General features: G+C 59.5%; 17 protein-coding genes and 8 pseudogenes. 13 read left to right on the top strand and 12 right to left on the bottom strand.

Annotated elements, in window-relative coordinates; all coding sequences use genetic code 11:
* The 4 genes and pseudogenes from LJU32_26055 to colR all read right to left on the bottom strand — a co-directional run bounded on the left by LJU32_26055 (position 1) and on the right by colR (position 3,495).
* Positions 1-716: pseudogene (locus LJU32_26055) on the bottom strand (InaA protein).
* A 3-nt stretch (positions 717-719) separates the two neighbouring features.
* Positions 720-1,388: a class I SAM-dependent methyltransferase gene (locus tag LJU32_26060; GenBank protein ID WKV91204.1), complete on the bottom strand. Its 669-nt coding sequence runs from the start codon at positions 1,386-1,388 to the stop codon at positions 720-722.
* 151 nt (positions 1,389-1,539) lie between these two features.
* Positions 1,540-2,822, bottom strand: a pseudogene (locus LJU32_26065) (HAMP domain-containing histidine kinase).
* Entirely contained in the window at positions 2,812-3,495 is a 684-nt protein-coding gene (gene colR / locus LJU32_26070) for a two-component system response regulator ColR (protein WKV88757.1), read from the bottom strand. Before colR ends, LJU32_26065 begins: the two are co-directional and overlap by 11 nt.
* Positions 3,496-3,706: 211 nt before the next feature.
* Here colR and LJU32_26075 point away from each other — a divergent pair, with 211 nt between their 5' ends.
* Entirely contained in the window at positions 3,707-4,450 is a 744-nt protein-coding gene (locus LJU32_26075; GenBank protein ID WKV88758.1) for a phosphatase PAP2 family protein, read from the top strand.
* A 199-nt stretch (positions 4,451-4,649) separates the two neighbouring features.
* On the opposite strand, the gene groL is transcribed toward LJU32_26075, so the two are convergent.
* The 4 genes from groL to LJU32_26095 all read right to left on the bottom strand — a co-directional run bounded on the left by groL (position 4,650) and on the right by LJU32_26095 (position 8,170).
* Positions 4,650-6,296, bottom strand: coding sequence for a chaperonin GroEL (gene groL / locus LJU32_26080; protein ID WKV88759.1), 1,647 nt, complete (start codon positions 6,294-6,296; stop codon positions 4,650-4,652).
* Between the two features lie 50 nt (positions 6,297-6,346).
* A complete protein-coding gene (locus LJU32_26085; protein WKV88760.1) occupies positions 6,347-6,640 on the bottom strand; it encodes a co-chaperone GroES in 294 nt (97 codons plus the stop codon).
* Between the two features lie 257 nt (positions 6,641-6,897).
* Positions 6,898-7,374 (bottom strand): membrane protein FxsA, encoded by a 477-nt coding sequence (gene fxsA, locus LJU32_26090; protein WKV88761.1) that lies wholly within the window; start codon positions 7,372-7,374, stop codon positions 6,898-6,900.
* A gap of 10 nt (positions 7,375-7,384) precedes the next feature.
* Entirely contained in the window at positions 7,385-8,170 is a 786-nt protein-coding gene (locus tag LJU32_26095; protein WKV88762.1) for a DUF2470 domain-containing protein, read from the bottom strand.
* 162 nt (positions 8,171-8,332) lie between these two features.
* Here LJU32_26095 and LJU32_26100 point away from each other — a divergent pair, with 162 nt between their 5' ends.
* Positions 8,333-9,091 carry an SDR family oxidoreductase gene (locus LJU32_26100; GenBank protein WKV88763.1) on the top strand — a complete coding sequence of 253 codons (759 nt, stop codon included), beginning with the start codon at positions 8,333-8,335 and terminating at the stop codon, positions 9,089-9,091.
* 129 nt (positions 9,092-9,220) lie between these two features.
* On the opposite strand, the pseudogene apbC reads toward LJU32_26100, so the two are convergent.
* Positions 9,221-10,314: pseudogene (gene apbC / locus LJU32_26105) on the bottom strand (iron-sulfur cluster carrier protein ApbC).
* A gap of 151 nt (positions 10,315-10,465) precedes the next feature.
* Here apbC and metG point away from each other — a divergent pair.
* The 8 genes and pseudogenes from metG (at position 10,466) to LJU32_26145 (ending at position 17,259) form a co-directional block, all read left to right on the top strand.
* A pseudogene (metG, locus tag LJU32_26110) lies at positions 10,466-12,516 on the top strand (methionine--tRNA ligase).
* Positions 12,517-12,630: 114 nt separating this feature from the next.
* A complete protein-coding gene (locus LJU32_26115; protein WKV88764.1) occupies positions 12,631-13,200 on the top strand; it encodes an NADH:quinone oxidoreductase in 570 nt (189 codons plus the stop codon).
* Positions 13,197-14,200, top strand: a pseudogene (gene rsxB / locus LJU32_26120) (electron transport complex subunit RsxB). Before LJU32_26115 ends, rsxB begins: the two are co-directional and overlap by 4 nt.
* Positions 14,187-15,168 (top strand): annotated as a pseudogene (locus LJU32_26125) (RnfABCDGE type electron transport complex subunit D). Before rsxB ends, LJU32_26125 begins: the two co-directional pseudogenes overlap by 14 nt.
* The gene (locus LJU32_26130) at positions 15,165-15,770 is read left to right on the top strand and encodes an RnfABCDGE type electron transport complex subunit G (GenBank protein ID WKV88765.1); all 606 of its coding nucleotides are present in this window, start codon (positions 15,165-15,167) and stop codon (positions 15,768-15,770) included. Before LJU32_26125 ends, LJU32_26130 begins: the two are co-directional and overlap by 4 nt.
* Positions 15,767-16,339 (top strand): NADH:quinone oxidoreductase, encoded by a 573-nt coding sequence (locus LJU32_26135; protein ID WKV88766.1) that lies wholly within the window; start codon positions 15,767-15,769, stop codon positions 16,337-16,339. Before LJU32_26130 ends, LJU32_26135 begins: the two co-directional genes overlap by 4 nt.
* Positions 16,336-16,973 (top strand): annotated as a pseudogene (gene nth, locus LJU32_26140) (endonuclease III). The gene LJU32_26135 and the pseudogene nth overlap by 4 nt, the downstream one beginning before the upstream one ends.
* 106 nt (positions 16,974-17,079) lie before the next feature.
* Positions 17,080-17,259, top strand: a complete 180-nt coding sequence (locus tag LJU32_26145) for a hypothetical protein (GenBank protein WKV88767.1) — start codon at positions 17,080-17,082, stop codon at positions 17,257-17,259.
* A gap of 88 nt (positions 17,260-17,347) precedes the next feature.
* Here LJU32_26145 and LJU32_26150 read toward each other — a convergent pair whose 3' ends face one another.
* Positions 17,348-17,974, bottom strand: coding sequence for a response regulator transcription factor (locus LJU32_26150; GenBank protein ID WKV88768.1), 627 nt, complete (start codon positions 17,972-17,974; stop codon positions 17,348-17,350).
* Positions 17,975-18,403: 429 nt separating this feature from the next.
* On the opposite strand from LJU32_26150, the pseudogene LJU32_26155 reads away from it, so the two are divergent.
* A pseudogene (locus LJU32_26155) lies at positions 18,404-18,645 on the top strand (hypothetical protein).
* Between the two features lie 584 nt (positions 18,646-19,229).
* Here the strand turns inward: LJU32_26155 and LJU32_26160 are convergent.
* On the bottom strand, positions 19,230-20,447 hold the full coding sequence (locus LJU32_26160; GenBank protein WKV88769.1) for an argininosuccinate synthase: 1,218 nt from the start codon (positions 20,445-20,447) through the stop codon (positions 19,230-19,232).
* Positions 20,448-20,576: 129 nt separating this feature from the next.
* Positions 20,577-21,491 (bottom strand): OmpA family protein, encoded by a 915-nt coding sequence (locus LJU32_26165; GenBank protein ID WKV88770.1) that lies wholly within the window; start codon positions 21,489-21,491, stop codon positions 20,577-20,579.
* Between the two features lie 159 nt (positions 21,492-21,650).
* On the opposite strand from LJU32_26165, the gene pyrC reads away from it, so the two are divergent.
* Positions 21,651-22,697: a dihydroorotase gene (gene pyrC, locus LJU32_26170; GenBank protein ID WKV88771.1), complete on the top strand. Its 1,047-nt coding sequence runs from the start codon at positions 21,651-21,653 to the stop codon at positions 22,695-22,697.
* On the top strand, positions 22,694-23,371 hold the full coding sequence (rnt, locus tag LJU32_26175; protein ID WKV88772.1) for a ribonuclease T: 678 nt from the start codon (positions 22,694-22,696) through the stop codon (positions 23,369-23,371). Before pyrC ends, rnt begins: the two co-directional genes overlap by 4 nt.
* Positions 23,372-23,387 lie beyond the last annotated feature (16 nt).

Below are 23,387 nucleotides of genomic sequence, written 5' to 3' on the forward strand. Positions count from 1 at the left end.
CTATAAACCTTTGATAGCGCTGCCAAACGCCGTCTCATAAAAGTAGACGAGTTTTTCCAGTCGGCATCGCGGAACGACGAATGGCGACGCAGTTGCTTCATGTCATGCTGCGCAGCGCGATAGGCGGTCAGGCGCTGGCGGCATTTCTCCAGATCGATCAACGCCACTTCAACCTGCGCCGCTTCGCCTTCACCGGTCACGCGCACGAAAACGTGCTTGATGTAAATGCAGCTGTGCTGCCAGCGGCCCTTGTGCATGCGCGCGAGGTTTTCGGCGAGGTCCTTGAGCACGCGCTCGTAAACCACATCGCCACATTGATCGCGACCACCAGCAGCGGCCAGCCAGTGCTCCAGTTCCTGAAAGCCATCGAGTGATTTGGTGACGAGCAGTGCGCGCCACTTGTATTGCGGATCCGGTTGCGCGCCGCAAAAGACGATCTGCGGAACCCGCACACCGAGTTTGCTCACGCCGGTCAGCGCATCGAGTTCACGCAATACGGTCGGGCGACCGAACGGGTGCAACCAGCTGCGATAGATGTGCCCGGTCTGGCGCTTGGCGTACAGCAACTGGCCGTCACGGCCGACGATGCGCTGTACCCCGCTTTCACCACCGCGGCGCACGTTGGGTTCTTCCACCCATTCGCCACGCTGGGCCCAGTAATAATCGAAACCATCTTGCGAAGCGAGATCCGCTCCAACCGCTGCTTGCACTGCCATCCTCTACCTCTTGCGTAATACGTAAACCCGCCACATCGCATAGAGCGGTATAAAGTCCAGTTGTTCCTGAATGCGGAAACCCGCCTGTTCAAATTCTTTTTCGATCGTCGCCGCCGGAATCAGAAAGCGATTCTGGTAATCACGATTCGGCCGGTCCAGTTCGGCGCGCTTACGCTTCCACGCCTTGAAGTTGCCATCGACCCACAATGAAACAATCACGCTGTCGCGGGTGACCCGCTCGAATTCGCGCAGGATCACCTTACGGTGCTCTGCTTCACCGATATGGTGAAGCAGACGCATGCAGAAGATGCTATCGACCGCGTTATCCGGCAAGGCAATATCGAACGCCGAGGTGTGCAGCGGTTGTACGCGCTTGACCACATCGGCCGGCTGGCCTTGCAGCGCGGTCTTGATCATCGACTCGGAGTTGTCCGCACCGATGATCACCCGATTGGGCTTTTCCGCGAGCATGGGCCAGAAACGCCCTGCGCCGCAGGGCAGATCCAGCACCAGTCCGGGATCCCCCGCCAGCGCCAGGGCCTTGCGCCCCAGTTGCTCGTCGCGCCAGTGCGACAGGCGGCGGCCAAGGCTCTCCTGGTGCTTGCGCAGGTAGCGTTGTGCGTGTTGGTCGTCGTACTTTTCGGAAAAATCGAGCTTGATCGGGCCGGCCATCATCTGGACTCCTGAGTTCTGATGACGTCACCTTAGGCAGCGACGTGTCAGCGTCAGGTCATCCAATTGTGAAAATTCTGTCAGGTAAATCGGCAAAGTATTACAACGTTATACAGGATTTAGACAGGTGGGCGGGAGTAGCCTCGAGCCACTATTTGCCGGCATTCACGCCAAGATCTACCTCGAATCGGCAGCCATTGGGGTCCATTGTGCTCAGGCTGACCGTCCAGCCCTGGTTTTCACAGATGCGCTGCACCAGCGATAAACCGAGGCCGAGACCCTCGCCACGTTTTTCGCTGCCGCGCACAAAGGGCTCGAACATCGCCTCGCGTTTTTCCTCGGGAATACCCACCCCGAATCCTCGACGACAAATCCGTTGGCAGTGAGGGTCAGGCGAATGAAGCCCTGCTCGGTGTAATGCAGAGCATTGCGCAGCAAGTTGCCCATCACCGCGTTCAGCAAGGTCGCGTTGAAACGCGTGTCAGGTGGGTTACCCGTCTCGAACAACAGCGTCAGGCCCTTGCGCTCGATCGGTTCGCGCCACAGGCACAGCAGGCTGTCGGCTACTTGCGTCAGGTTCTGCTGCGGCGCCGCCCCGGCTTCTTCGTTCTGTGCGCGCGCCAGCATCAGGAAGGTCTGCACCAGTTCGCGCATCTCTTCGCTGGCCCGGGCAATGCGCTGGACCTGGGCGCGGCCACGCTGATCGATCCCGGGGTTTTCCAGCAGCAATTCGCAGGAACTGGCCAAGACCATCAGCGGCGTGCGCAACTCGTGGCTGACATCGCTGGTGAACAGCCTTTCGCGGGTCAGCGCCTGACACAGACGCCCCAGCGTGGCGTCGAATGCCACCGCCAGTTCACCGACTTCATCCGCCGCGTAATCCGGCGCCAGGGGTGGCGCCAAGCCGAGCAACTGGTCGCGATGGCGAACCTGCCGGGCCAGGCGAACCACCGGCGCCATCACTTTGCGCGCGAGCACCCAGCCAAGAAACACCGCCAGCGCCAGACTGAGCACGAAGCCCACCAGCACCACGGCAAACAGCACGCGCTCGCGCTCTTCGAAATCGCTTTGATCCTGCAGCAAGACATAACGCCGGCCATCTACCACTTCAACCATGGCGTGATAGGACAGCTGCTCGCGAAACACTTCATGGAAACCGGCATCGAGGTGACGCAGATCCTTGGGCAGTTCGAAGTCTCCCGGCCCACCGCTGAAATAGAACAGCTGGTCAGGCTCGGGGCGATGGCTCCAGTCGGAGACGTTGTCCATCAACAGCAAACGTTGCAGGTCGCCGCCCAGCCCTGCGGAAATCAGCTTCTCCTCCACCAGGTGCACCGTGGCGACGATGCCCATGGCGAAGGCGCCGGCCACCAGCGCACTCATCAGCGCAAAGGCGATGATGATCCGCTGGGAAAGACTCTGCTTAAACTCCATCTCGCCCCTCAGCCAAGCGATAACCGACACCGTGCACGGTGTGCAGCAGTGGCTTGGCGAATGGCTTGTCGATCACCTGGCGCAACTGGTGAACATGGCTGCGCAGGCTGTCGCTGTCGGGGCAGTCGTCGCCCCACAGTGCTTCTTCGAGAATCTCCCGGCGCAGCACGTGCGGGCTCTTCTGCATCAACACCGCGAGCAGCTTGAGGCCGACCGGGTTGAGCTTGAGCAACTTGCCTTCGCGGGTGACTTCCAGGGTATCGAGGTCGTAACTCAGGTCGCCGACCTGCAAAGCACGGCGGCCGCCGCCCTGGGCACGGCGCATGACCGCTTCGACGCGCGCGGCCAGTTCGGACAAAGCGAACGGTTTGATCAGGTAATCGTCGGCGCCGGACTTGAAGCCCTGCAGGCGGTCGTCGAGTTGATCACGGGCGGTGAGCATGATCACCGGCGTGTCACGCCGGGCGTCTTCACGCAGGCGTTTGCACAAGGTGTAGCCGTCGATGCCAGGCAACATGATGTCGAGCACGATCAGGTCGTAATGCTCGGTCGCCGCCAGATGCAGACCGGACAGACCATCCTGGGCGCAATCGACGGTATAGCCTTTCATGCCCAGGTAATCGGCCAGATTGGCCAGGATGTCACGGTTGTCTTCGACCAGCAGAATTCGCATGGACATCTCCTCCGAACGGGGTAACGGCCGTCTTGGCCCGCGCAGCTTACGGCCAAGTGTGGCTCAGGGCTAGGGGCGTTTTTCGATAAATCTGCGCCGTGCGCGCTGCGACGATTTTTTCACTTTCGGTTAACAAATCGCCGACGCCTGCGCGCGCAGACTCCGCGCGATTGCGCTCTCCCTTTCTTTTCATCGACCAAGGAATCTGCCCATGGTGTCGACCTCTGCCCTTCCCGCTTCGAGGCCACTGAACTGGTGGCTGTGTCTGGGCATCCCAGCGGTGGCGGCGATCATTCTGCTGTTGCTGGAACTGACCGATCTGGACATGGTTCTGGCGCAAATGTTCTACGACCCGGTCGCCGGCGATTTCATCGGGCGCCACAGCTATTTCCTTGAAGACATCCTGCATGACCGGGCGAAACAGGTGGTCATCGGCTTTTCGGTGTTCGCCATTCTCGGTTTCATCGGTGCGTTTTTCATCGAACGGCTGAAACCGTTCAAGCGCGAACTGGGCTGTCTGGTGCTGTCGCTGGGGCTGGCGACTTCGTTTGTTACGCCAGTCAAAGCCGTCACCGCCGTGCAATGCCCGTGGAGCCTGGAGCAATTCGGCGGCCACGAGACCTACAGCAAACTGATGGAGCATCGCCCCGCCACTGACAAGCCGGGACGTTGCTGGCCGGGTGGCCATGCGGCGACCGGGTTTACCCTGTTTGCGTTGTTCTTCGTGTTGCGCGACCGTCGTCCGCGACTCGCACGACAGGCGTTTGTGTTTGCCTTTGCGCTGGGCTCGGTGTTCTCGATCAGCCGCATGATGCAGGGCGCGCACTTCTTTTCGCACAACGTGTGGACGGCTATTTTCTGCTGGCTGATTTGTCTGGGGGCTTATTACTGGGTGCTGTATCGCCCGGCGAGCAAGGCTGCAACGGTTGTCAAAGCACGCCCCGTCAGCGCTTGATCGAACGCCATCGCTGGCAAGCCAGCTCCCACAGGGACTGAAAGTGTTCAGACACTCTGTGCCTGACCTTGGATTCCTGTGGGAGCTGGCTTGCCAGCGATGGCCACACCTCGGTCTGTAGCCCGCCCAGAATTCGGGCAATAAAAAACCCCGCCTGCTTTCACAGGCGGGGTTTTTTCGTTACAGGGATAAGGCTGGCTTACATCATGCCGCCCATGCCACCCATGCCGCCCATGTCTGGCATACCGCCGCCAGCCGAGCCTTCTTTCTTCGGTGCGTCAGCAACAGCTGCTTCGGTGGTCAGGATCAGACCGCCGATGGAGGCTGCAGCTTGCAGAGCCGAACGGGTTACCTTGGTAGGGTCCAGGATGCCCATTTCGATCATGTCGCCGTATTCGCCGGAAGCAGCGTTGTAACCGAAGTTACCCTTGCCGTTCTTCACTTCGTTGACGACTACGCTTGGCTCGTCACCGGAGTTGGCAGCGATCTGACGCAGCGGCGCTTCAACAGCGCGACGCAGCACAGCGATACCGACGTTCTGGTCAGCGTTGTCGCCGGTCAGCTCGGTCAGTGCTTCCAGAGCACGGATCAGCGCCACGCCACCGCCAGGTACCACGCCTTCTTCAACGGCTGCGCGGGTTGCGTGCAGGGCGTCTTCAACGCGGGCTTTCTTCTCTTTCATTTCAACTTCGGAACCAGCGCCAACCTTGATCACTGCAACGCCGCCGGACAGCTTGGCCAGACGCTCTTGCAGTTTTTCACGGTCGTAGTCCGAGGAAGTTTCGGCAACCTGGGCACGGATCTGAGCGATACGGCCTTCGATGTCAGCCTGTACGCCAGCACCGTCAACGATGATGGTGTTTTCCTTGGACAGGGTCACGCGCTTGGCGTTACCCAGGTGCTCCAGGGTGGTGCTTTCCAGGCTCAGACCGATCTCTTCGGAGATAACGGTACCGCCGGTCAGAACAGCGATGTCCTGCAGCATGGCCTTGCGACGGTCGCCGAAGCCCGGTGCCTTGACGGCAGCGACTTTGACGATGCCACGCATGTTGTTCACAACCAGAGTCGCCAGGGCTTCGCCTTCAACGTCTTCGGCCACGATCAGCAGTGGGCGGCCGGCTTTGGCAACGGCTTCCAGCACTGGCAGCATTTCGCGGATGTTCGAGATCTTCTTGTCGACCAGCAGGATCAGCGGGCCGTCGAGCTCGGCAACCATGGTGTCCGGCTTGTTGACGAAGTATGGCGACAGGTAGCCACGGTCGAACTGCATGCCTTCTACAACCGACAGTTCGTTTTCCAGGCCCGAGCCTTCTTCAACGGTGATCACGCCTTCTTTACCGACTTTTTCCATGGCTTCGGCAATGATGTCGCCGATGGAGTTGTCGGAGTTGGCCGAGATAGTGCCGACCTGAGCGATGGCTTTGAAATCAGCGCATGGCTTGGACAGGGCTTTGAGCTCTTTGACAATGGCGATGGTCGCCTTGTCGATGCCGCGCTTCAGGTCCATCGGGTTCATGCCGGCAGCGACGGCTTTCAGGCCTTCGTTGACGATCGATTGAGCCAGAACGGTAGCGGTGGTAGTACCGTCACCAGCATCGTCGTTGGCACGGGAGGCAACGTCTTTGACCAGCTGCGCGCCCATGTTTTCGAAGCGATCTTCGAGTTCGATTTCTTTGGCGACGGAAACGCCGTCCTTGGTGATGGTCGGAGCGCCGAAGCTCTTCTCGAGGATCACGTTACGGCCTTTCGGGCCCAAGGTCGCTTTTACCGCGTCAGCCAGAACGTTGACGCCTTTGAGCATCTTGGAGCGGGCGGCATCGCCGAACTTAACTTCTTTAGCAGCCATGATCGATATTCCTTAAATACTTTGTAGTAACGGGAAAATGAACGGGGATATCAGCCTTCGATAACCGCGAGAATTTCGTTCTCGCTCATTACCAGCAGGTCTTCGCCATCGACTTTCACAGTGTTGCTGCCGGAGTAAGGACCGAACACAACCTTGTCGCCTTCCTTCACGGACAGTGCACGCACTTCACCGTTTTCCAGAGCTTTGCCCGGGCCTACAGCGAGAATCACACCGTGGTTGGCCTTTTCAGCAGCCGAACCTGGCAGGACGATACCGCCAGCGGTTTTCTTTTCTTCTTCGCTGCGACGGATGACGACGCGGTCATGCAGAGGACGAAGCTTCATTGTCGATCTCTCCTAATTGTGGTTTTCATCGGCCGGTGTAGTCCCGGCGGGTTTAACGAATCCGGCCTGCGCCGGTTGCGGTCCGTCGAGCGAACCGCGCAAGTCTGTCCGGTTTGAATACCGGAAACCTTTCGGTGACCGATACATAGGGGCGCACAAGCCGATTACAAGGGCTGGCGGAAAAAATTTTTCATCGCCACGCAGTAAAAAACGCCATAAACGAGCACGGCACCCGCAGGTGCCGTGTCGATGCTGTGTTACTTGTTGTCGCGGTGTTCGAACTCGCCTTCGATCACATTCGGCTCTCGACCGAGCGGCTCGCGTGGGGCCGGGCCGCCACGCGGTTGCAGGTCGTCGGCGAAGGCGCGCTGGCGCATGGCCTGGTCTTCGGCGCGCTGGCGCATCTTGTTCGCCAGCAGACGACGGGTCACCGGCAACAGCATCACCAGACCGACCACGTCACTGATGAAGCCGGGAATGATCAACAGGCCTCCGGCCAGCGCCAGCATCAGGCCTTCGAGCATGGTCTGTGCGGGCAATTCGCCGCGGTTCAGGCTTTCCCGGGCACGCAATGCGGTGGCCAGACCGGCGACGCGCAGGACGAACACACCGAACATCGAGCCGAGAATGATCAGCAGCAGGGCCGGGAAGAACCCGATAGAGCCTGCCACTTTGACGAATACGAACAGCTCCAGCACTGGAAACAGCAGAAAGAGCAACAGAAAAGGGCGCATCAAAGTTTCCTCAACGCAAGAAATGCCTTGCAGTAAGCCTTAGATGACGTCGCCCTTGCGTGAATTCAAGCTTAACTTTGCGCTTTTTCGGCCAGGACTGGGCTTGAGCCAGAGAAACCAAGGCCTCGCGCACTTGTGTCGGCGTGTTACATGACGCTGCAAAGGGAAGCCAATAGACCGCCTGACCGATGCGCAGGTGCATGCCTTCGCTATCAATCCCGGCCAGTTGCGCCGGCACGCTGTTGGGCAGCCCGGCGAGCTCGACGTAATGGGCGATGGCCTTGGCGTGGTCGCTGTTCATGTGCTCGACCATGTTGATTTCCGCCTTGCCGGCGAACGGGTTGGCCAGGATCAGATCGTCGATCCAGTGGATCGCACCAAAGCCGCCGATGTAGCGATGGCGCACCGGATTGAGCACCCAGAAATCGAAATCGTGGGCCTGGTGATAATTCTGCGAATCCGGAAAGTAGCGGTAATAACGCTCGGCGGCGGCCTCGATGGCTGCCGGGTCTTCGAGCTTCTGCGCTTCGGCCAGATACGTCAGGCGCCCGACCGCCTGCACATCGTCGGCCTCGCGCTCGCCCACCAGCATCGAGCACTTCGGATCTTTCTGCAGGTTATGCGTGTGCTGGGCGATGCGGCTGATCAGGATCAGCGGCCGGCCCTGCTCGTCCAGGCAATACGGCACCACGGAGCCGAACGGAAAACCGGGCATCGATTTCGAGTGGGTCGACAGCACTCCACGGTATTCCTTGAGAAGCAATTCTCGGGCATTCTTCGCCACTTCAGCGCTCAATTTGTGACTCCTTAAATGGGTTCCGTCTAGAAAACGGACAGGCGCAGCGAAAAGTAACCGGCACGCACCGGGCAAATGTTGCTCTGCAATCTGGCCCGGGCCGGTGCCGATCGAGCGTTGCCGACAACAAAAACAACTCAGACCTGCCAGCGGGACATGCGAATGCAACTCAACGACAAAGTAATCATTATCACCGGCGGTTGCCAGGGTTTGGGCCGTTCCATGGCCGAGTATTTCGCCGGCAAGGGCGCCAAGCTGGCCCTGGTTGATCTGAATCAGGAAAAACTCGACGACGCCGTGGCCGCCTGCAAAGCCAAAGGCGTCGAAGCCCGCAGCTACCTGTGCAACGTCGCCAATGAAGAACAGGTCGAGCACATGGTCGCCCAGGTTGCCGCTGACTTCGGCGCGATTCACGGCCTGATCAACAACGCCGGAATCCTGCGCGATGGTCTGCTGCTGAAGGTCAAGGACGGCGAAATGACCAAGATGAGCCTGGCCCAGTGGCAGGCGGTGATCGACGTCAACCTGACCGGCGTGTTCCTCTGCACCCGTGAGGTGGCGGCGAAGATGGTCGAGCTGAAGAACAACGGCGCGATCATCAACATTTCGTCGATCTCCCGCGCGGGCAACGTCGGCCAGACCAACTATTCCGCAGCCAAGGCTGGCGTCGCAGCCGCAACTGTGACCTGGGCGAAGGAACTGGCGCGTTACGGCATTCGCGTCGCGGGCATTGCGCCGGGCTTCATCGAAACCGAAATGACCCTGGGCATGAAACCGGAAGCGCTGGAGAAGATGACGTCAGGGATACCGCTCAAGCGCATGGGCAAGCCGGAGGAGATCGCCCATTCGGCGGCGTATATCTTCGAGAACGACTACTACACCGGACGGATTCTGGAGATGGATGGCGGCTTGCGCATCTGACTGTCACCCTGAAACAAATGTGGGAGCGAGCCTGCTCGCGAATGCGGTGTGTCATTCAACCCATTGGTTGTCTGATCTACCGCTTTCGCGAGCAGGCTCGCTCCACAGGTTTTCAGCGCCGCTGATGGATCAATCGTCGCTGATGGTGATATTCGGCATCGCCGGTGTCGCCGCTTCCTGCAGCATAATACGAGCGCCGACGTGGCGGGCCAGTTCCTGGTAGACCATGGCGATCTGGCTGTCCGGTTCGGCAATCACGGTCGGCTTGCCGCCATCGGCCTGTTCGCGGATCAGCATCGACAGCGGCAGCGAGGCCAGCAGTTCCACGCCATATTGAGTGGCAAGCTTCTCGCCACCGCCCTCACCGAACAGATGCTCGGCATGCCCGCAGTTCGAGCAGATGTGCACGGCCATGTTTTCCACCACGCCCAGCACCGGAATGTTGACCTTGCGGAACATTTCCACGCCTTTGCGTGCGTCGAGCAATGCCAGATCCTGCGGCGTAGTGACGATCACTGCGCCTGCCACCGGGACCTTCTGTGCCAGGGTCAGCTGGATGTCGCCGGTGCCCGGCGGCATGTCGATGACCAGATAATCCAGATCGCCCCAGGCGGTTTGCGTGACCAGTTGCAGCAGCGCCCCGGAAACCATCGGCCCGCGCCAGACCATCGGCGTGTTGTCGTCGGTCAGGAACGCCATCGACATGACTTCCACACCGTGGGCCTTGAGCGGGACGAACCACTTCTGATCCTTGACCTCAGGGCGGGTGCGCTCGGGGATGCCGAACATGATGCCCTGGCTCGGGCCATAGATGTCGGCGTCGAGAATGCCGACTTTGGCGCCTTCGCGGGCCAGCGCCAGCGCGAGGTTGGCAGCGGTTGTGGATTTGCCCACGCCACCCTTGCCGGACGCGACGGCGACGACGTTCTTGACGTTGGCCAGCCCGGAATCTGCGCCTGGGACTTGTGCGCGGCGATCACGCTGGCGATCTCGACTTTAGCCGCAGTGACACCTTCGAGGTTTTCGATAGCCAGTTGCAGCATTTGCGCCCAACCGCTCTTGAACAGGCCGGCGGCGTAGCCGATTTCCAGCTGCACATTGACGCGGTCATCGATGATCTCGATGTTTTTCACGCAACCGGCGCTGACCGGGTCCTGGTTCAGGTAAGGGTCGGTGTATTGGCTGAGGACGGCTTCCACCGCTGCGCGAGTGACGGCGCTCATGGGCAACTCCGATAACAAGACTGGAAAAGATGGCGGCTATCGTACCCCTTCTGTCATCCGGACGGCATGCCCGGCAACGATTTGCAGGGTGAAATATCTTGCCCGGCGCTTTATAGTGGCCGACCTCCGTTTCATCAAGTAGCGAAGCCCCATGTCCGAGCCACGCAAGATCCTCGTCACCAGCGCCCTGCCCTACGCCAACGGTTCGATCCACCTTGGCCATATGCTGGAATACATCCAGACCGATATGTGGGTGCGCTTCCAGAAGCATCGCGGCAACCAATGCATCTATGTCTGCGCCGACGACGCCCACGGTTCGGCGATCATGCTGCGCGCGGAAAAGGAAGGCATCACCCCAGAGCAACTGATCGCCAACGTACAGGCTGAACACAGCGCCGACTTTGCCGACTTCCTGGTTGATTTCGACAACTTCCACTCCACTCACGCCGAAGAAAACCGTGAGCTGTCGAGCCAGATCTACCTCAAGCTGCGTGACGCCGGGCACATCGCCCAGCGTTCAATCACGCAGTATTTCGACCCGGAAAAGAAAATGTTCCTGGCCGACCGCTTCATCAAGGGCACCTGCCCGAAATGCGGCACCGAAGACCAGTACGGCGACAACTGCGAAAAATGCGGCGCGACCTACGCCCCGACTGACCTGAAGGATCCGAAGTCGGCGATCTCCGGCGCCACTCCGGTGCTCAAGGATTCCCAGCACTTCTTCTTCAAGCTGCCGGACTTCCAGGACATGCTTCAGGCCTGGACACGCAGCGGCACCCTGCAAGACGCCGTGGCCAACAAGATCGCCGAATGGCTGGACGCCGGCCTGCAGCAGTGGGACATCTCCCGCGATGCGCCGTACTTCGGCTTCGAGATTCCGGGCGAGCCGGGCAAGTACTTCTACGTGTGGCTGGATGCGCCGATCGGCTACATGGCCAGCTTCAAGAACCTCTGCAACCGCACGCCGGAGCTGGATTTCGATGCGTTCTGGGGCAAGGACTCCACTGCTGAGCTTTACCACTTCATCGGCAAGGACATCGTCAACTTCCACGCGCTGTTCTGGCCAGCCATGCTCGAAGGCGCCGGCTACCGCAAGCCGACCGGCATCAACGTGCACGGCTACCTGACGGTTAACGGTCAGAAGATGTCGAAGTCGCGCGGCACCTTCATCAAGGCCCGCACTTATCTCGATCACCTGTCACCGGAATACCTGCGCTACTACTACGCGGCCAAGCTCGGCCGTGGCGTCGATGACCTCGACTTGAACCTCGAAGACTTCGTACAGAAGGTCAACTCTGACCTGGTCGGCAAAGTGGTCAACATCGCCAGCCGTTGCGCCGGATTTATCCACAAGGGTAACGGCGGCCTGCTGGTCGACAACAATGCCGCGCCGGAGCTGACCGAGGCCTTCCTCGCCGCCGCGCCGAGCATTGCCGACGCTTATGAAGCCCGCGACTTCGCCCGCGCCATGCGTGAAACCATGGCCCTGGCTGACCGCGCCAACGCGTGGATTGCCGACAAGGCCCCGTGGTCGTTGAACAAGCAGGAAGGCAAGCAGGATGAAGTCCAGGCGATCTGCGCCACCGGCATCAACCTGTTCCGCCAGTTGGTGATCTTCCTCAAACCGGTGCTGCCGCTGCTGGCCGCCGATGCCGAGGCGTTCCTCAACGTCGCGCCGCTGACCTGGAATGACCACACCACGTTGCTGGCCAACCATCAGTTGAACGAATTCAAACCGTTGATGACCCGCATCGACCCGGTAAAAGTCCAAGCCATGACCGACGCCTCGAAAGAAGACCTGACCGCCAGCCAGACCGACACTGGCGCCGCCGCCCTGCGGGCAACGGCGAACTGGCGAAGGATCCGCTGTCGCCGGAAATCGACTTCGACGCCTTTGCTGCCATCGACCTGCGCGTCGCCTTGATCGTCAAGGCCGAACACGTCGAAGGCGCGGACAAGCTGCTGCGCCTGACGCTCGACATCGGTGACGAGCAACGCAACGTGTTCTCCGGGATCAAAAGTGCGTATCCGGACCCGTCCAAGCTCGACGGTCGCCTGACCATGATGATCGCCAACCTCAAGCCACGGAAAATGAAGTTCGGTATCTCCGAAGGCATGGTGATGGCAGCCGGTCCCGGCGGTGAAGAGATTTACCTGCTGAGCCCTGACAGCGGCGCCAAGCCGGGTCAGCGCATCAAGTAAGACGTTGCCGTAAAACGATCCCACCGACGTGCTCTGCATGCCGGTGGGATTTTTCATATCTGGCCCGATAGTGCCTACCCTTGAGAGACACCCGCCCGTTTCGCTGGCAGAACCATGACCGAACTCGTGTTAACGCTGATCAGTGCTGCGCTGCTCAACAACTTCGTGTTGCACTGGCCGCTGGGCGTCGCTCCGCTGCTGGCGGGTAGCCGACGCCAGGTGCATGCGCTGGGATTGGCGACGCTGTGCCTGATGGTGCTTGTTGGCGTCATTGGTCAGGCGATCTGGCATGGGTTGCTGGTGCCGTTGCAGCTTGAAGCGCTGCGCCTGTTTGTGTTTTTGCCGCTGAGCGTGTTGCTGATCACGCCGCTGCTGAAACTGCTGGCGCGCGGGCTGCCAGACTGGCCGTTCGATGGATTGTGGCCGCTGCTGCTCGGCAATGCCGGCGTACTCGGACTGGCGTTGATCAACGCACAAAACGATCAAGGCCTGCTGCATGCGACAGCCTTGAGCGTTGGCGCAGGGTTGGGCTTCTGGCTGGTGCTGAGCGTATTCTGCGATCTGCGCCAGCGCACGGCCGACAACGATATTCCTCTGCCCTTTCGCGGCTTGCCGGTCGATCTGATCAGCGCCGGACTGATTGCAGTGATTTTTCTCGGATTCAGTGGATTGATCAAAACATGAGTCTGCTTCAACGCATCGATGCCCTGCTGCCGCAGACCCAGTGCGGCAAGTGCGGCCATCCCGGATGCAAACCGTATGCACAAGGCATCGTTGACGGCGAGCCGATCAACAAGTGCCCGCCCGGCGGCGAGGAAACCATCGCTGCCCTGGCCGAGCTGTTGAAAATACCGTTGCTGGAACTGGACATCAGCCGTGGCCCGGCACCACCGCAGGTCGCCTTCATCCGCGAAGCCGAATGCATCGGTTGCACCAAGTGCATCCAGGCCTGCCCGGTTGATGCCATTGTTGGCGCGGCAAAGCTGATGCACACCGTGCTGATCGACGAATGCACCGGTTGTGATCTGTGCGTCGCGCCGTGCCCGGTCGACTGCATTGAAATGCATCCGCTGCCTGCTGAAACCATTCCAGTGGTTGGTGGTCTCGCATTCAATCTCGAAGAACAGCGTGCCCGCGCCGAAAAGCGTGACCACGCGCGCCAGCGTTTCGAGCGTCGCAACCAGCGCTTGCTGCGCGAAGAACAGCAAAAGCAGGCCGAACGCGAGGCGCGAGCCCAGCGTGCGGCACAACCGCAAGTGTCGACCGCCGACCCGGTGCAGGCTGCACTTGAGCGGGTGCGCGCACAAAAGCCGCTAACGCCGATGCGGCGCTGAAGAAGGCCAAGGTCGATGTGGCGATGAGTCGGGCTCAGTTGCATAAATCGCTGAAAGCTTTCGGCCATCCGCCGACGTTCGAGCAGCAGTCGCAACTGATCGTCCTGCAGCAACAATTCGAAGCCGCCGAGCAAGCGCTGGCGAAGCTGGAAAGCAGCCAACCGGTGATTCCCGCCGTCCCTGCTCCGAGCAACGACGCGGAGTTGAAACGGGCGAAGATTCAACTGGCCATGCGCCGCGCCGAGCTGAAAAAGGCTCAGGCGGCAGAGGCTGCGCCGGAGCAGATCGCAACACTGGAGCAAGCCGTGGCTGACGCCGAGCGCCAGGTGCAAGACCATGCCACCCCTTGAGGCAGCGGACGATCGCCTGCAACAGGCGATGAATACTGTGCTGCTCGCTGCACTGCCGGGGCTGCTGGCAATGTTCTGGTTTTTGGCTGGGGCGTGTTGATCAACCTGTTGCTGGCGGTTGCCAGCGCTTTGCTCGTCGAAGCTGGCGTTGCCTGTCTGCGTCGGCAAGGCGTGCAACCGGCCTTGCGCGATGGCAGTGCGCTGGTCAGTGCGATGTTGCTGGCCGTTGCGCTACCGGCTTATTGCCCTTGGTGGCTGACGGTGATCGCGACCGCCTCGGGCTTGTTGTTCGGCAAGCACCTGTATGGTGGCGTCGGCAAAAACCCTTTCAATCCGGCGATGCTGGGCTTTGTCCTGAGCATGGTGCTGTTCCCGCAAGCGATGACGCACTGGCCCGGTCGTGGCCTCGACTTCCTCTCTGCGTTGCAACAGGTTTTCGACCCGGCTCAAGCGCCGGACGCTTGGGTGCAAGCCACGGCACTGGACAGTCTGCGCATCAATAAAAGCCTGACCATCGATGAGCTGTTCGCCAGCAACTCGGCCTTCGGCCGTTTCGGCGGGCGCGGTGTGGAATGGGTGAATCTGGCGTTTCTGCTCGGCGGCCTGTTGCTGTTGCAGCGGCGGATTTTTCCTGGCACGCACCGGTGGGGATGCTCGCCAGCCTGTTCGTCATCAGCCTCTTGTGCTGGAACGGATCGGGTTCGGATTCCCATGGTTCGCCGCTGTTTCATCTGCTCAGCGGCGCAACCATGCTCGCTGCATTTTTTATCGTGACAGAACCGGTGTCCGGCGCGAAAAGCGCCCTCGCCCGCCTGTTGTTCGGCATTGGCGTCGGCTTGCTCACATATCTGATTCGCACTTGGGGTGGTTACCCGGACGGCGTCGCGTTTGCGGTGTTGCTGATGAATCTGCTGGTGCCGACGCTGGAGCGCTTCGCCGCCCGCCGCCAGCCTGCGGTGAACGCGTGAACCGCTCAGCCAGTGTCATGGCGGTTGTGCTGCTGGCGCTCGGCGGCGTCAGCGCGACGTACCTGCTGCAGCGCAGCAGCGCACTGCAAATTGCCGCCGAACAGCACTTGCTCGACAGCCGCAACGTGCTCGATGTGATTCCTGCCAATTACTACGACAATCAGCCGCTGAAGCAACCGCTGACGCTCGCCGCCACAGCACGGCCCCATAGCACGCTGTCGGGCGGCTACCGCGCGACCCGCTCCGGGCAAACCGTGGCGGTGCTGTTGCGCAGTCGCAGCGAAGGTTACGCGGGGACTCTGGAACTGCTGATTGCCATTGATGCAAATGGCAAACTTCTGGGCGTAAAAACCCTTGAGCAGCGCGAAACGCCGGGATTGGGTGGTCACATCGGTGAATGGCCGAACGCCTGGTTGCAGGCCTTCATCGGCAAATCCCGTACTGAGCCGACGGACGCCGGTTGGGCGCTGAAAAAGGATCAGGGGCAGTTTGATCAAATCGCTGGCGCGACCATAACCTCCCGTGCCGCCATCAACGCGATCCATGACGCACTGCGTTACTTCGATGAGCATCGGGCGCTGCTGTTGGGGACTGACCCATGAAACGCACGGTGAGTTTACTGATGCTGGTGCCGCTACTGGGCGCCACCCAAACATTGAACGCTGCGTTGGGCATGATCTTGATGCTCAGCGTGGTAATCGGCCTGTTTGCCGTGTGTATGGCGTCGCTGCGCAATCACCTGGCGAGCACAAGCGTTTTGCTGGCCAGCCTGGTAGTCGCAGCAACCTTGACCAGTTGCGCGGATCTTTCGGCGCAACGCTGGTTTCTACCGTGGCGCCAGACCTCGGAGGTTTATATAGGGCTCATTGCCTTGCAATGCGTAGCGCTCGAATGCAGTGGTTTCCTTCGCGCGCCGATGACCAAGTGCCTCAAACGCTGCGTGACGTTCGGTACGCTCATGCTGGTGATCGGCGGGCTGCGCGAAATCATCGGCCATGGCACCCTTGGCCGAGGATTATCGACGCATTGGCCAGGTCTGGTTTTATTCCCCGAGGGATTGCATCTGTTTACGCTGGTTCCCGGCGCTTTGGTTTTATCGGGTTTGCTTCTCGCCGTACATCAGGCGTGGACACGCCGTCACTCTGTCATCAAGGAAACGCATCGCCCATGAATGCTGCAAAACGTCTTGAGATATTTCGCCGACTGCACGAAGACAATCCCGAGCCGAAAACCGAACTGGCCTACTCTTCGCCGTTCGAGCTGCTGATTGCGGTGATTCTTTCGGCGCAGTCCACCGATGTCGGCGTCAACAAGGCCACCGCCAGACTCTTTCCCGTCGCCAACACCCCCGCCGCGATTCATGCGCTGGGCGTCGAAGGGCTGTCCGAGTACATCAAGACCATCGGCCTGTACAACAGCAAGGCGAAAAACGTCATCGAAACCTGCCGTTTGCTGGTTGAACGCCACGGCGGCGAAGTTCCGCAGACCCGGGAAGAGCTGGAAGCATTGCCCGGCGTCGGACGCAAGACCGCGAACGTGGTGCTCAATACCGCTTTCCGTCAATTGACCATGGCCGTTGACACGCACATTTTTCGCGTCAGCAATCGCACCGGCATCGCGCCGGGAAAAATGTGGTGGAGGTTGAAATGAAACTGATGAAGTTTGTACCGAAAGAATTCCTGCTCGACTCCCATCACTGGCTGATTTTGCATGGCCGCTATGTTTGCCTGGCGCGCAAACCGCGCTGCGGTAGCTGCCGCATCGAAGATCTGTGCGAATACAAACATAAAACTTCTGACGATTGAGACGTCATCGGTTTTTCGTATCCATCGATTGAAAAAATCTTTTTACCCGCCGCAGTAATGTCGATATAAGGAGCGCCAAAGGCAGTCTTAGCCGGGAGTTGACTTCATGAGTACCGACAAAGAGCAACTGGATGTAGAAGAAGATTTTATTGCCGTCGAGGCCGATGAGGTCGAACCGGTGGTTGAGGTGGCGAAGACCAACCTCAGCAAGCGTCGCACAATCGACAACCTGCTTGAGGAGCGCCGACTGCAAAGGCAATTGGCCGATTACGACTTTGATCTGTGATACCTGAAGGCCTCCCGAAGCGGAGGCTTTTCATTTTCTGCGACAACCAAGCTTGATCGGCCCATGACGGTCTCAGTTGTCGAATCGTTCAAACCAGGCCATTGCGCTGCGCCAACTCGATCAGATCAACCAGAGACCGCGCATTGAGTTTCAGCAACAGACGAGTCTTGTAAGTGCTCACGGTCTTGTTGCTCAAGAACATGCCATCAGCGATTTCCTTGTTGGTCTTGCCGCGCGCCAGCTGCTGCAACACCATCATTTCCCGCCCGGACAGACGATCGACCATGTCCGCTTCACTCGCATTGCCCAGACTAGTTCGCACGGTATGCAGGGCCTGATTGGGGAAATAGCTGTAGCCGGATAGAACTGCCTTGATCGCACTCAGCAATTCGGTCAGATCTTGCTGTTTGCATACATATCCCGCAGCGCCTGACTGCATGCAGCGCATGGAAAAATGTCCGGGAGCCTGGGAGGTCAGCACCAGAACTTTGACCGGCATGGCGGTGGACGTCAGGCGCGCAATAACTTCCAGCCCGTCGAGTTTGGGTATCCCGATATCCAGAATGACAAGATCCGGCATTTGTTCGCGAGCAATTTGTAGTGCATCAACGCCATTATCCGTTTCTGCAATGACTTCGTAGCCATGCCGTTCCATCAGCATACGTACCGCAAGTCGAATGACGGGATGGTCATCCACGATCAGCACTTTATTCATGGGCAAGTCCAGTTTTCGCTGTTCGAATTTTTAGAACACGCACGATATCCCAGTCACTTGCTGTAGCGCATAGCAACTTTTACACGCACTTGCATCGAGAGACATTCCCTACAGGTATTGAGGATAATTCCCACAAATAGACCCCGCCATACCCAGCGTAATCGTACTGCTTGCTTCAAGACCGCATCGATTTTGCGGATAAACGCCTACGCGTCCTACGCCGCGCCGAAGTCATACGTAATGCCATCTTCCCCCGAATTGTCGTGCTGATTGCCGATTAGACATATGACGTTACGAAGCGACAGCATCGCAAGTTCGACACACCCTCAGCCAGTCTATAAAACTTGAAACAACACCCAGAAACTTTAATGATCGCTTTTGCTATATATAGAAACAGTCAATACCCAACACACAACATAGAACTTAATCATGCTCAAGATAAAGAACAAGATAACCAACCCAATGACAGTTATCGCCATATTTGCCATTCTTTCGGAAACATCCGCGGCGGTCTCGCTGCCGTTTCTGGATAATAAGGATCGGGAAATCTATGTGTGGTTTCTGATCAGTTTTCCCTTTTACTTGTTATTTCTTTTTTCATCACGCTCAACTTCAATCACCGATCCCTCTACTCACCCTCGGATTTCGGCAAAGACAAAAGCTTCCTCAAGGCGACTGGACATCCGGAACGCGAGAGCGAACGAAAAGAACCGTTGCGTAAAACCGATGAACCGTGCGCTTTCGAGATAACCAGCTGTGTGGTATCCAGCAACACTGCGGGGGCGGATTTCAGCGTCCCTGCAGGATCCATAACGCGCCCGACCCTCCGCTCGACATGGCAAGCCAGGCCAGCCCGGTGGTCCAGACCATCAAGCTGTCACCACTGATAAGCGAACTGAACATTATCGACGCCAGAGATGTTGACGCGTCCAGAGAATTCGATGCGATTCTCGAAACTCTCCGGAGCGGTGGGAAAAAAACCGCGTGTTCTGGTTTTCCTGTCGAATCATGTTTCGGACTCTCCGGCACATACCGCGCTGCAACAGCTCAAACAGGCGAAGAAAAGCTCAGGCACAACGCTGTGTGTCGTTTACAACCTGTGCACGCGGACAGTCACCTTGCTGGGGCGAACAAGCTGACGGGACGACCCGCCAACAGGCAGACAAGAGAAACGGCTTGATGAACCACACAAAATTCCGAAAAAAAGGCGGCCCTGAACAGGCCGCCTTTTTTATTGCGCGTCGATCTGAACCGCTCAGAACAACTTGCGACCCTTGTTGGCAGCAATCCGCATGCGCAGCGCGTTGAGCTTGATGAAGCCCGCCGCGTCCGCCTGGTTGTAAGCACCGCCGTCTTCTTCAAAAGTGGCGATGTTGGCGTCGAACAGCGAATCGTCGGACTTGCGGCCGGTGACGATGACGTTGCCCTTGTACAGTTTCAGGCGCACAACACCGTTCACGTTGACCTGCGAAGCGTCGATCATCTGTTGCAGCATCAGACGCTCAGGGCTCCACCAGTAACCGGTGTAGATCAGGCTGGCGTACTTGGGCATCAGCTCGTCTTTGAGGTGAGCGACTTCGCGATCCAGAGTGATCGACTCGATGGCGCGGTGAGCGCGCAGCATGATGGTGCCGCCCGGGGTCTCGTAGCAGCCACGGGACTTCATGCCTACATAACGGTTTTCGACGATGTCGAGACGACCGATACCGTGCTCGCCGCCGATCTTGTTCAGCGTCGCCAGAACGGTGGCCGGAGTCATCTCGACGCCGTCCAGCGCGACGATGTCGCCGTTGCGGTAAGTCAGTTCCAGGTATTGCGGGGTGTCGGGAGCCTTCTCCGGGGAGACGGTCCAGCGCCACATGTCTTCTTCGTGCTCGGTCCAGGTGTCTTCCAGCACACCGCCCTCATAGGAGATGTGCAGCAGGTTGGCGTCCATCGAGTACGGGGATTTTTTCTTGCCGTGGCGTTCGATCGGGATCGCGTGCTTCTCGGCGTAGTCCATCAGCTTCTCGCGGGACAGCAGGTCCCACTCGCGCCAAGGGGCAATAACTTTTACGCCTGGCTTGAGCGCGTAGGCGCCCAGTTCGAAACGCACCTGGTCGTTGCCCTTGCCGGTGGCGCCGTGGGAAATGGCGTCGGCGCCGGTTTCGTTGGCGATTTCGATCAAACGCTTGGCGATCAGCGGACGGGCGATGGAAGTACCCAGCAGGTACTCGCCTTCGTAAACGGTGTTGGCGCGGAACATCGGGAACACGAAATCACGCACGAATTCTTCGCGCAGGTCGTCGATGTAGATTTCTTTGACGCCCATGGCCTGAGCCTTGGCGCGGGCCGGCTCGACCTCTTCGCCTTGACCGAGATCGGCGGTGAAGGTCACCACTTCACAGTTATAAGTATCCTGCAGCCACTTGAGGATCACCGAAGTGTCCAGGCCGCCGGAATACGCCAGAACGACCTTGTTTACGTCCGCCATGCCATCACTCCACGGGGTTCTACGGAAAGCCGGGGAGTCTACCGCTCAAACGCGATAATTTACAGAGGCGCGACAGCTTAAGACGACAAAGCGACAGAATCTGTCGAGAGCGCGACGATGACCGGCGAGTCAGGAAGTCGCTGCGGCCGTGGCCGGCGTACTCGCTTGCGGCGCCGGAGCCGGGGCGGTAATCGGTGCGACGCGCGCAAGTTTTACGTTGACCCGCCGGTTCTTCGCACGATTGGCCTTGCTGGTGTTCGGCACGATCGGATACTGCTCGCCGTGGAAACGCACGGTGATCTGCGACTCCTGGATGCCGTTGGCCTTGAAGAAATCGACCACCGCCAGCGCCCGGCGCCGCGACAGTTCGCGGTTGGTCAGGCGATTGCCACTATTGTCGGAGTGGCCATCGAGTTCGATGTGGTTCACCGTCGGATCGGCCTTCATGTACTCGAGCATCACTTGCAGCTTGGCCTTGGCGGCCGGGTCCAGCTCAACGCCCTCGCCGGGAAAGCCGATCTGCGATTGCTTGATCTGGTCGAAATTTTGCGGCAGCAATTTCGCCACACAGCTTTGATAATCGTTGAACGCTTTGCTGAACTTGACCGGCAACAGACGCACTTCCGAGACCCGGCCATCGCCAGACGCGCGGCGCACTACCGGGCTGCGTCCGTCCAGCAGACCGCTCATCAATCCACCAGCCTGCGATTGCGAGCTGTTGAACAACACATTGCCGCTGCCCAGCCGCACAGAGCCCAGATTGATATCGCCACGCCCCGGCTGCCATGGTGCAGCGGCGGCGAGCAAGGTCGCCGAACCGCCGCCGAGCATGGCGTTGTAGGCGTTCAGCCGAAAGATCGCCTGCTCTCCGGCCTTGCGCACGAACTCGCCCGAGCCGAAATCGGTGATCGGTTGCGTCAGGCGGCACTCGAACTGGTCGCCGGCGACCGTCCACTCAATGTTCTCCAGACGGGTCTGGTAGGTCAGCGCCATCGCGGGAAGGCTGGCAAACACACTGAGCAGGGCTAAATAACGCTGGCGCACGGCAGGCTCCATTGGCTTGTGAAACACAAACACCGATTCACACAATGTTTACGGCATACCTTCGGGATATCGGACGCTTGTGGCAAAACTTGATAGCGGGTGCCTGCAAGAGTCTTTTCCGGTAGCATTCGCCTCAGTTTGACCCGCCTGGAATCCCTCATGTCCGACCGCCTGACCCTGCTGCGTCCCGACGACTGGCACATTCATCTTCGCGATGGTGCCGTGTTGACCAATACCGTTGCCGATGTGGCCCGCACCTTCGGGCGCGCGATCATCATGCCGAACCTGGTACCGCCGGTGCGCAACGCCGCTGAAGCCGACGGCTATCGTCAGCGCATTCTCGCTGCCCGCCCGGCCGGCAGTCAGTTCGAGCCGTTGATGGTGCTGTACCTCACCGACCGCACCCAACCGGAAGAAATTCGTCAGGCCAAGGCCAGCGGTTTCGTCTACGCCGCCAAGCTGTATCCGGCCGGCGCGACCACCAACTCCGATTCCGGCGTGACCAGCATCGACAAGATCTTTCCGGCGCTCGAGGCCATGGCCGACGTCGGCATGCCGCTGTTGATCCACGGTGAAGTTACCCGTGGCGACGTCGATGTGTTCGACCGCGAAAAGATTTTCATCGATGAACACATGCGTCGCGTGGTCGAGCGTTTCCCGACGCTGAAAGTGGTGTTCGAACACATCACCACTGGCGACGCCGTGCAGTTCGTCAACGAGGCTTCGGCCAACGTCGGCGCGACCATCACTGCGCATCACCTGCTGTACAACCGCAACCACATGCTGGTCGGCGGGATTCGGCCGCACTTCTATTGCCTGCCGATCCTCAAGCGCAACACCCATCAGGAAGCGTTGCTCGATGCCGCTACCAGTGGCAGCGCCAAATTCTTCCTCGGCACCGACTCGGCGCCTCACGCCCAGCACGCCAAGGAAGCCGCCTGCGGTTGCGCCGGTTGCTACACCGCTTACGCGGCCATCGAGATGTATGCCGAAGCGTTCGAACAGCGTAACGCGCTGGACAAGCTCGAAGCCTTCGCCAGCCTCAATGGCCCGCGTTTCTACGGCCTGCCGGCTAACACCGATCGCATCACCCTGGTCCGTGAAGAATGGACCGCCCCGACCAGTCTGCCATTTGGCGAGCTGACCGTTATCCCGCTGCGCGCCGGTGAAAAACTGCGCTGGCGCCTGCTGGAGGAACACGCGTGAGTGAAGAGCATTTCGACGACGAACTGGACGGTCAAAATGGCGGCGGCGGTTCCCGGCATCCGATGGCAGCACGTTTTCGCGGCTACCTGCCGGTTGTCGTCGACGTAGAAACCGGTGGCTTCAACGCGGCCACCGACGCCCTGCTGGAGATTGCCGCGACCACCATCGCCATGGATGAAAAGGGTTTCGTCTACCCGGATCACACCTACTTCTTCCGCGTCGAGCCATTTGAAGGTGCCAACGTCGAAGCGGCAGCCCTGGAATTTACCGGGATCAAGCTCGATCACCCGCTGCGCATGGCCGTCAGCGAAGAAACCGCGCTGACCGACATCTTCCGTGGCATCCGCAAGGCGCTGAAAGCCAACGGCTGCAAACGGGCGATTCTGGTCGGGCACAACAGCAGTTTCGACCTGGGTTTCCTCAACGCAGCCGTCGCGCGGCTGGACATGAAGCGCAACCCGTTCCACCCGTTCTCCAGCTTCGACACCGCGACGCTGGCCGGTCTGGCGTACGGTCAGACCGTGCTGGCGAAAGCCTGTCAGGCCGCCGGCATCGATTTCGACGGTCGTGAAGCGCACTCGGCGCGTTACGACACCGAAAAGACCGCTGAGCTGTTCTGCGGCATCGTCAATCGCTGGAAGCAGATGGGCGGCTGGGAAGACTTCGACGACTGATCCTTGGCGAGCAAAT

It is taken from the genome of Pseudomonas sp. B21_DOA (assembly GCA_030544685.1).
Taxonomy (GTDB): domain Bacteria; phylum Pseudomonadota; class Gammaproteobacteria; order Pseudomonadales; family Pseudomonadaceae; genus Aquipseudomonas; species Aquipseudomonas fluorescens_AO.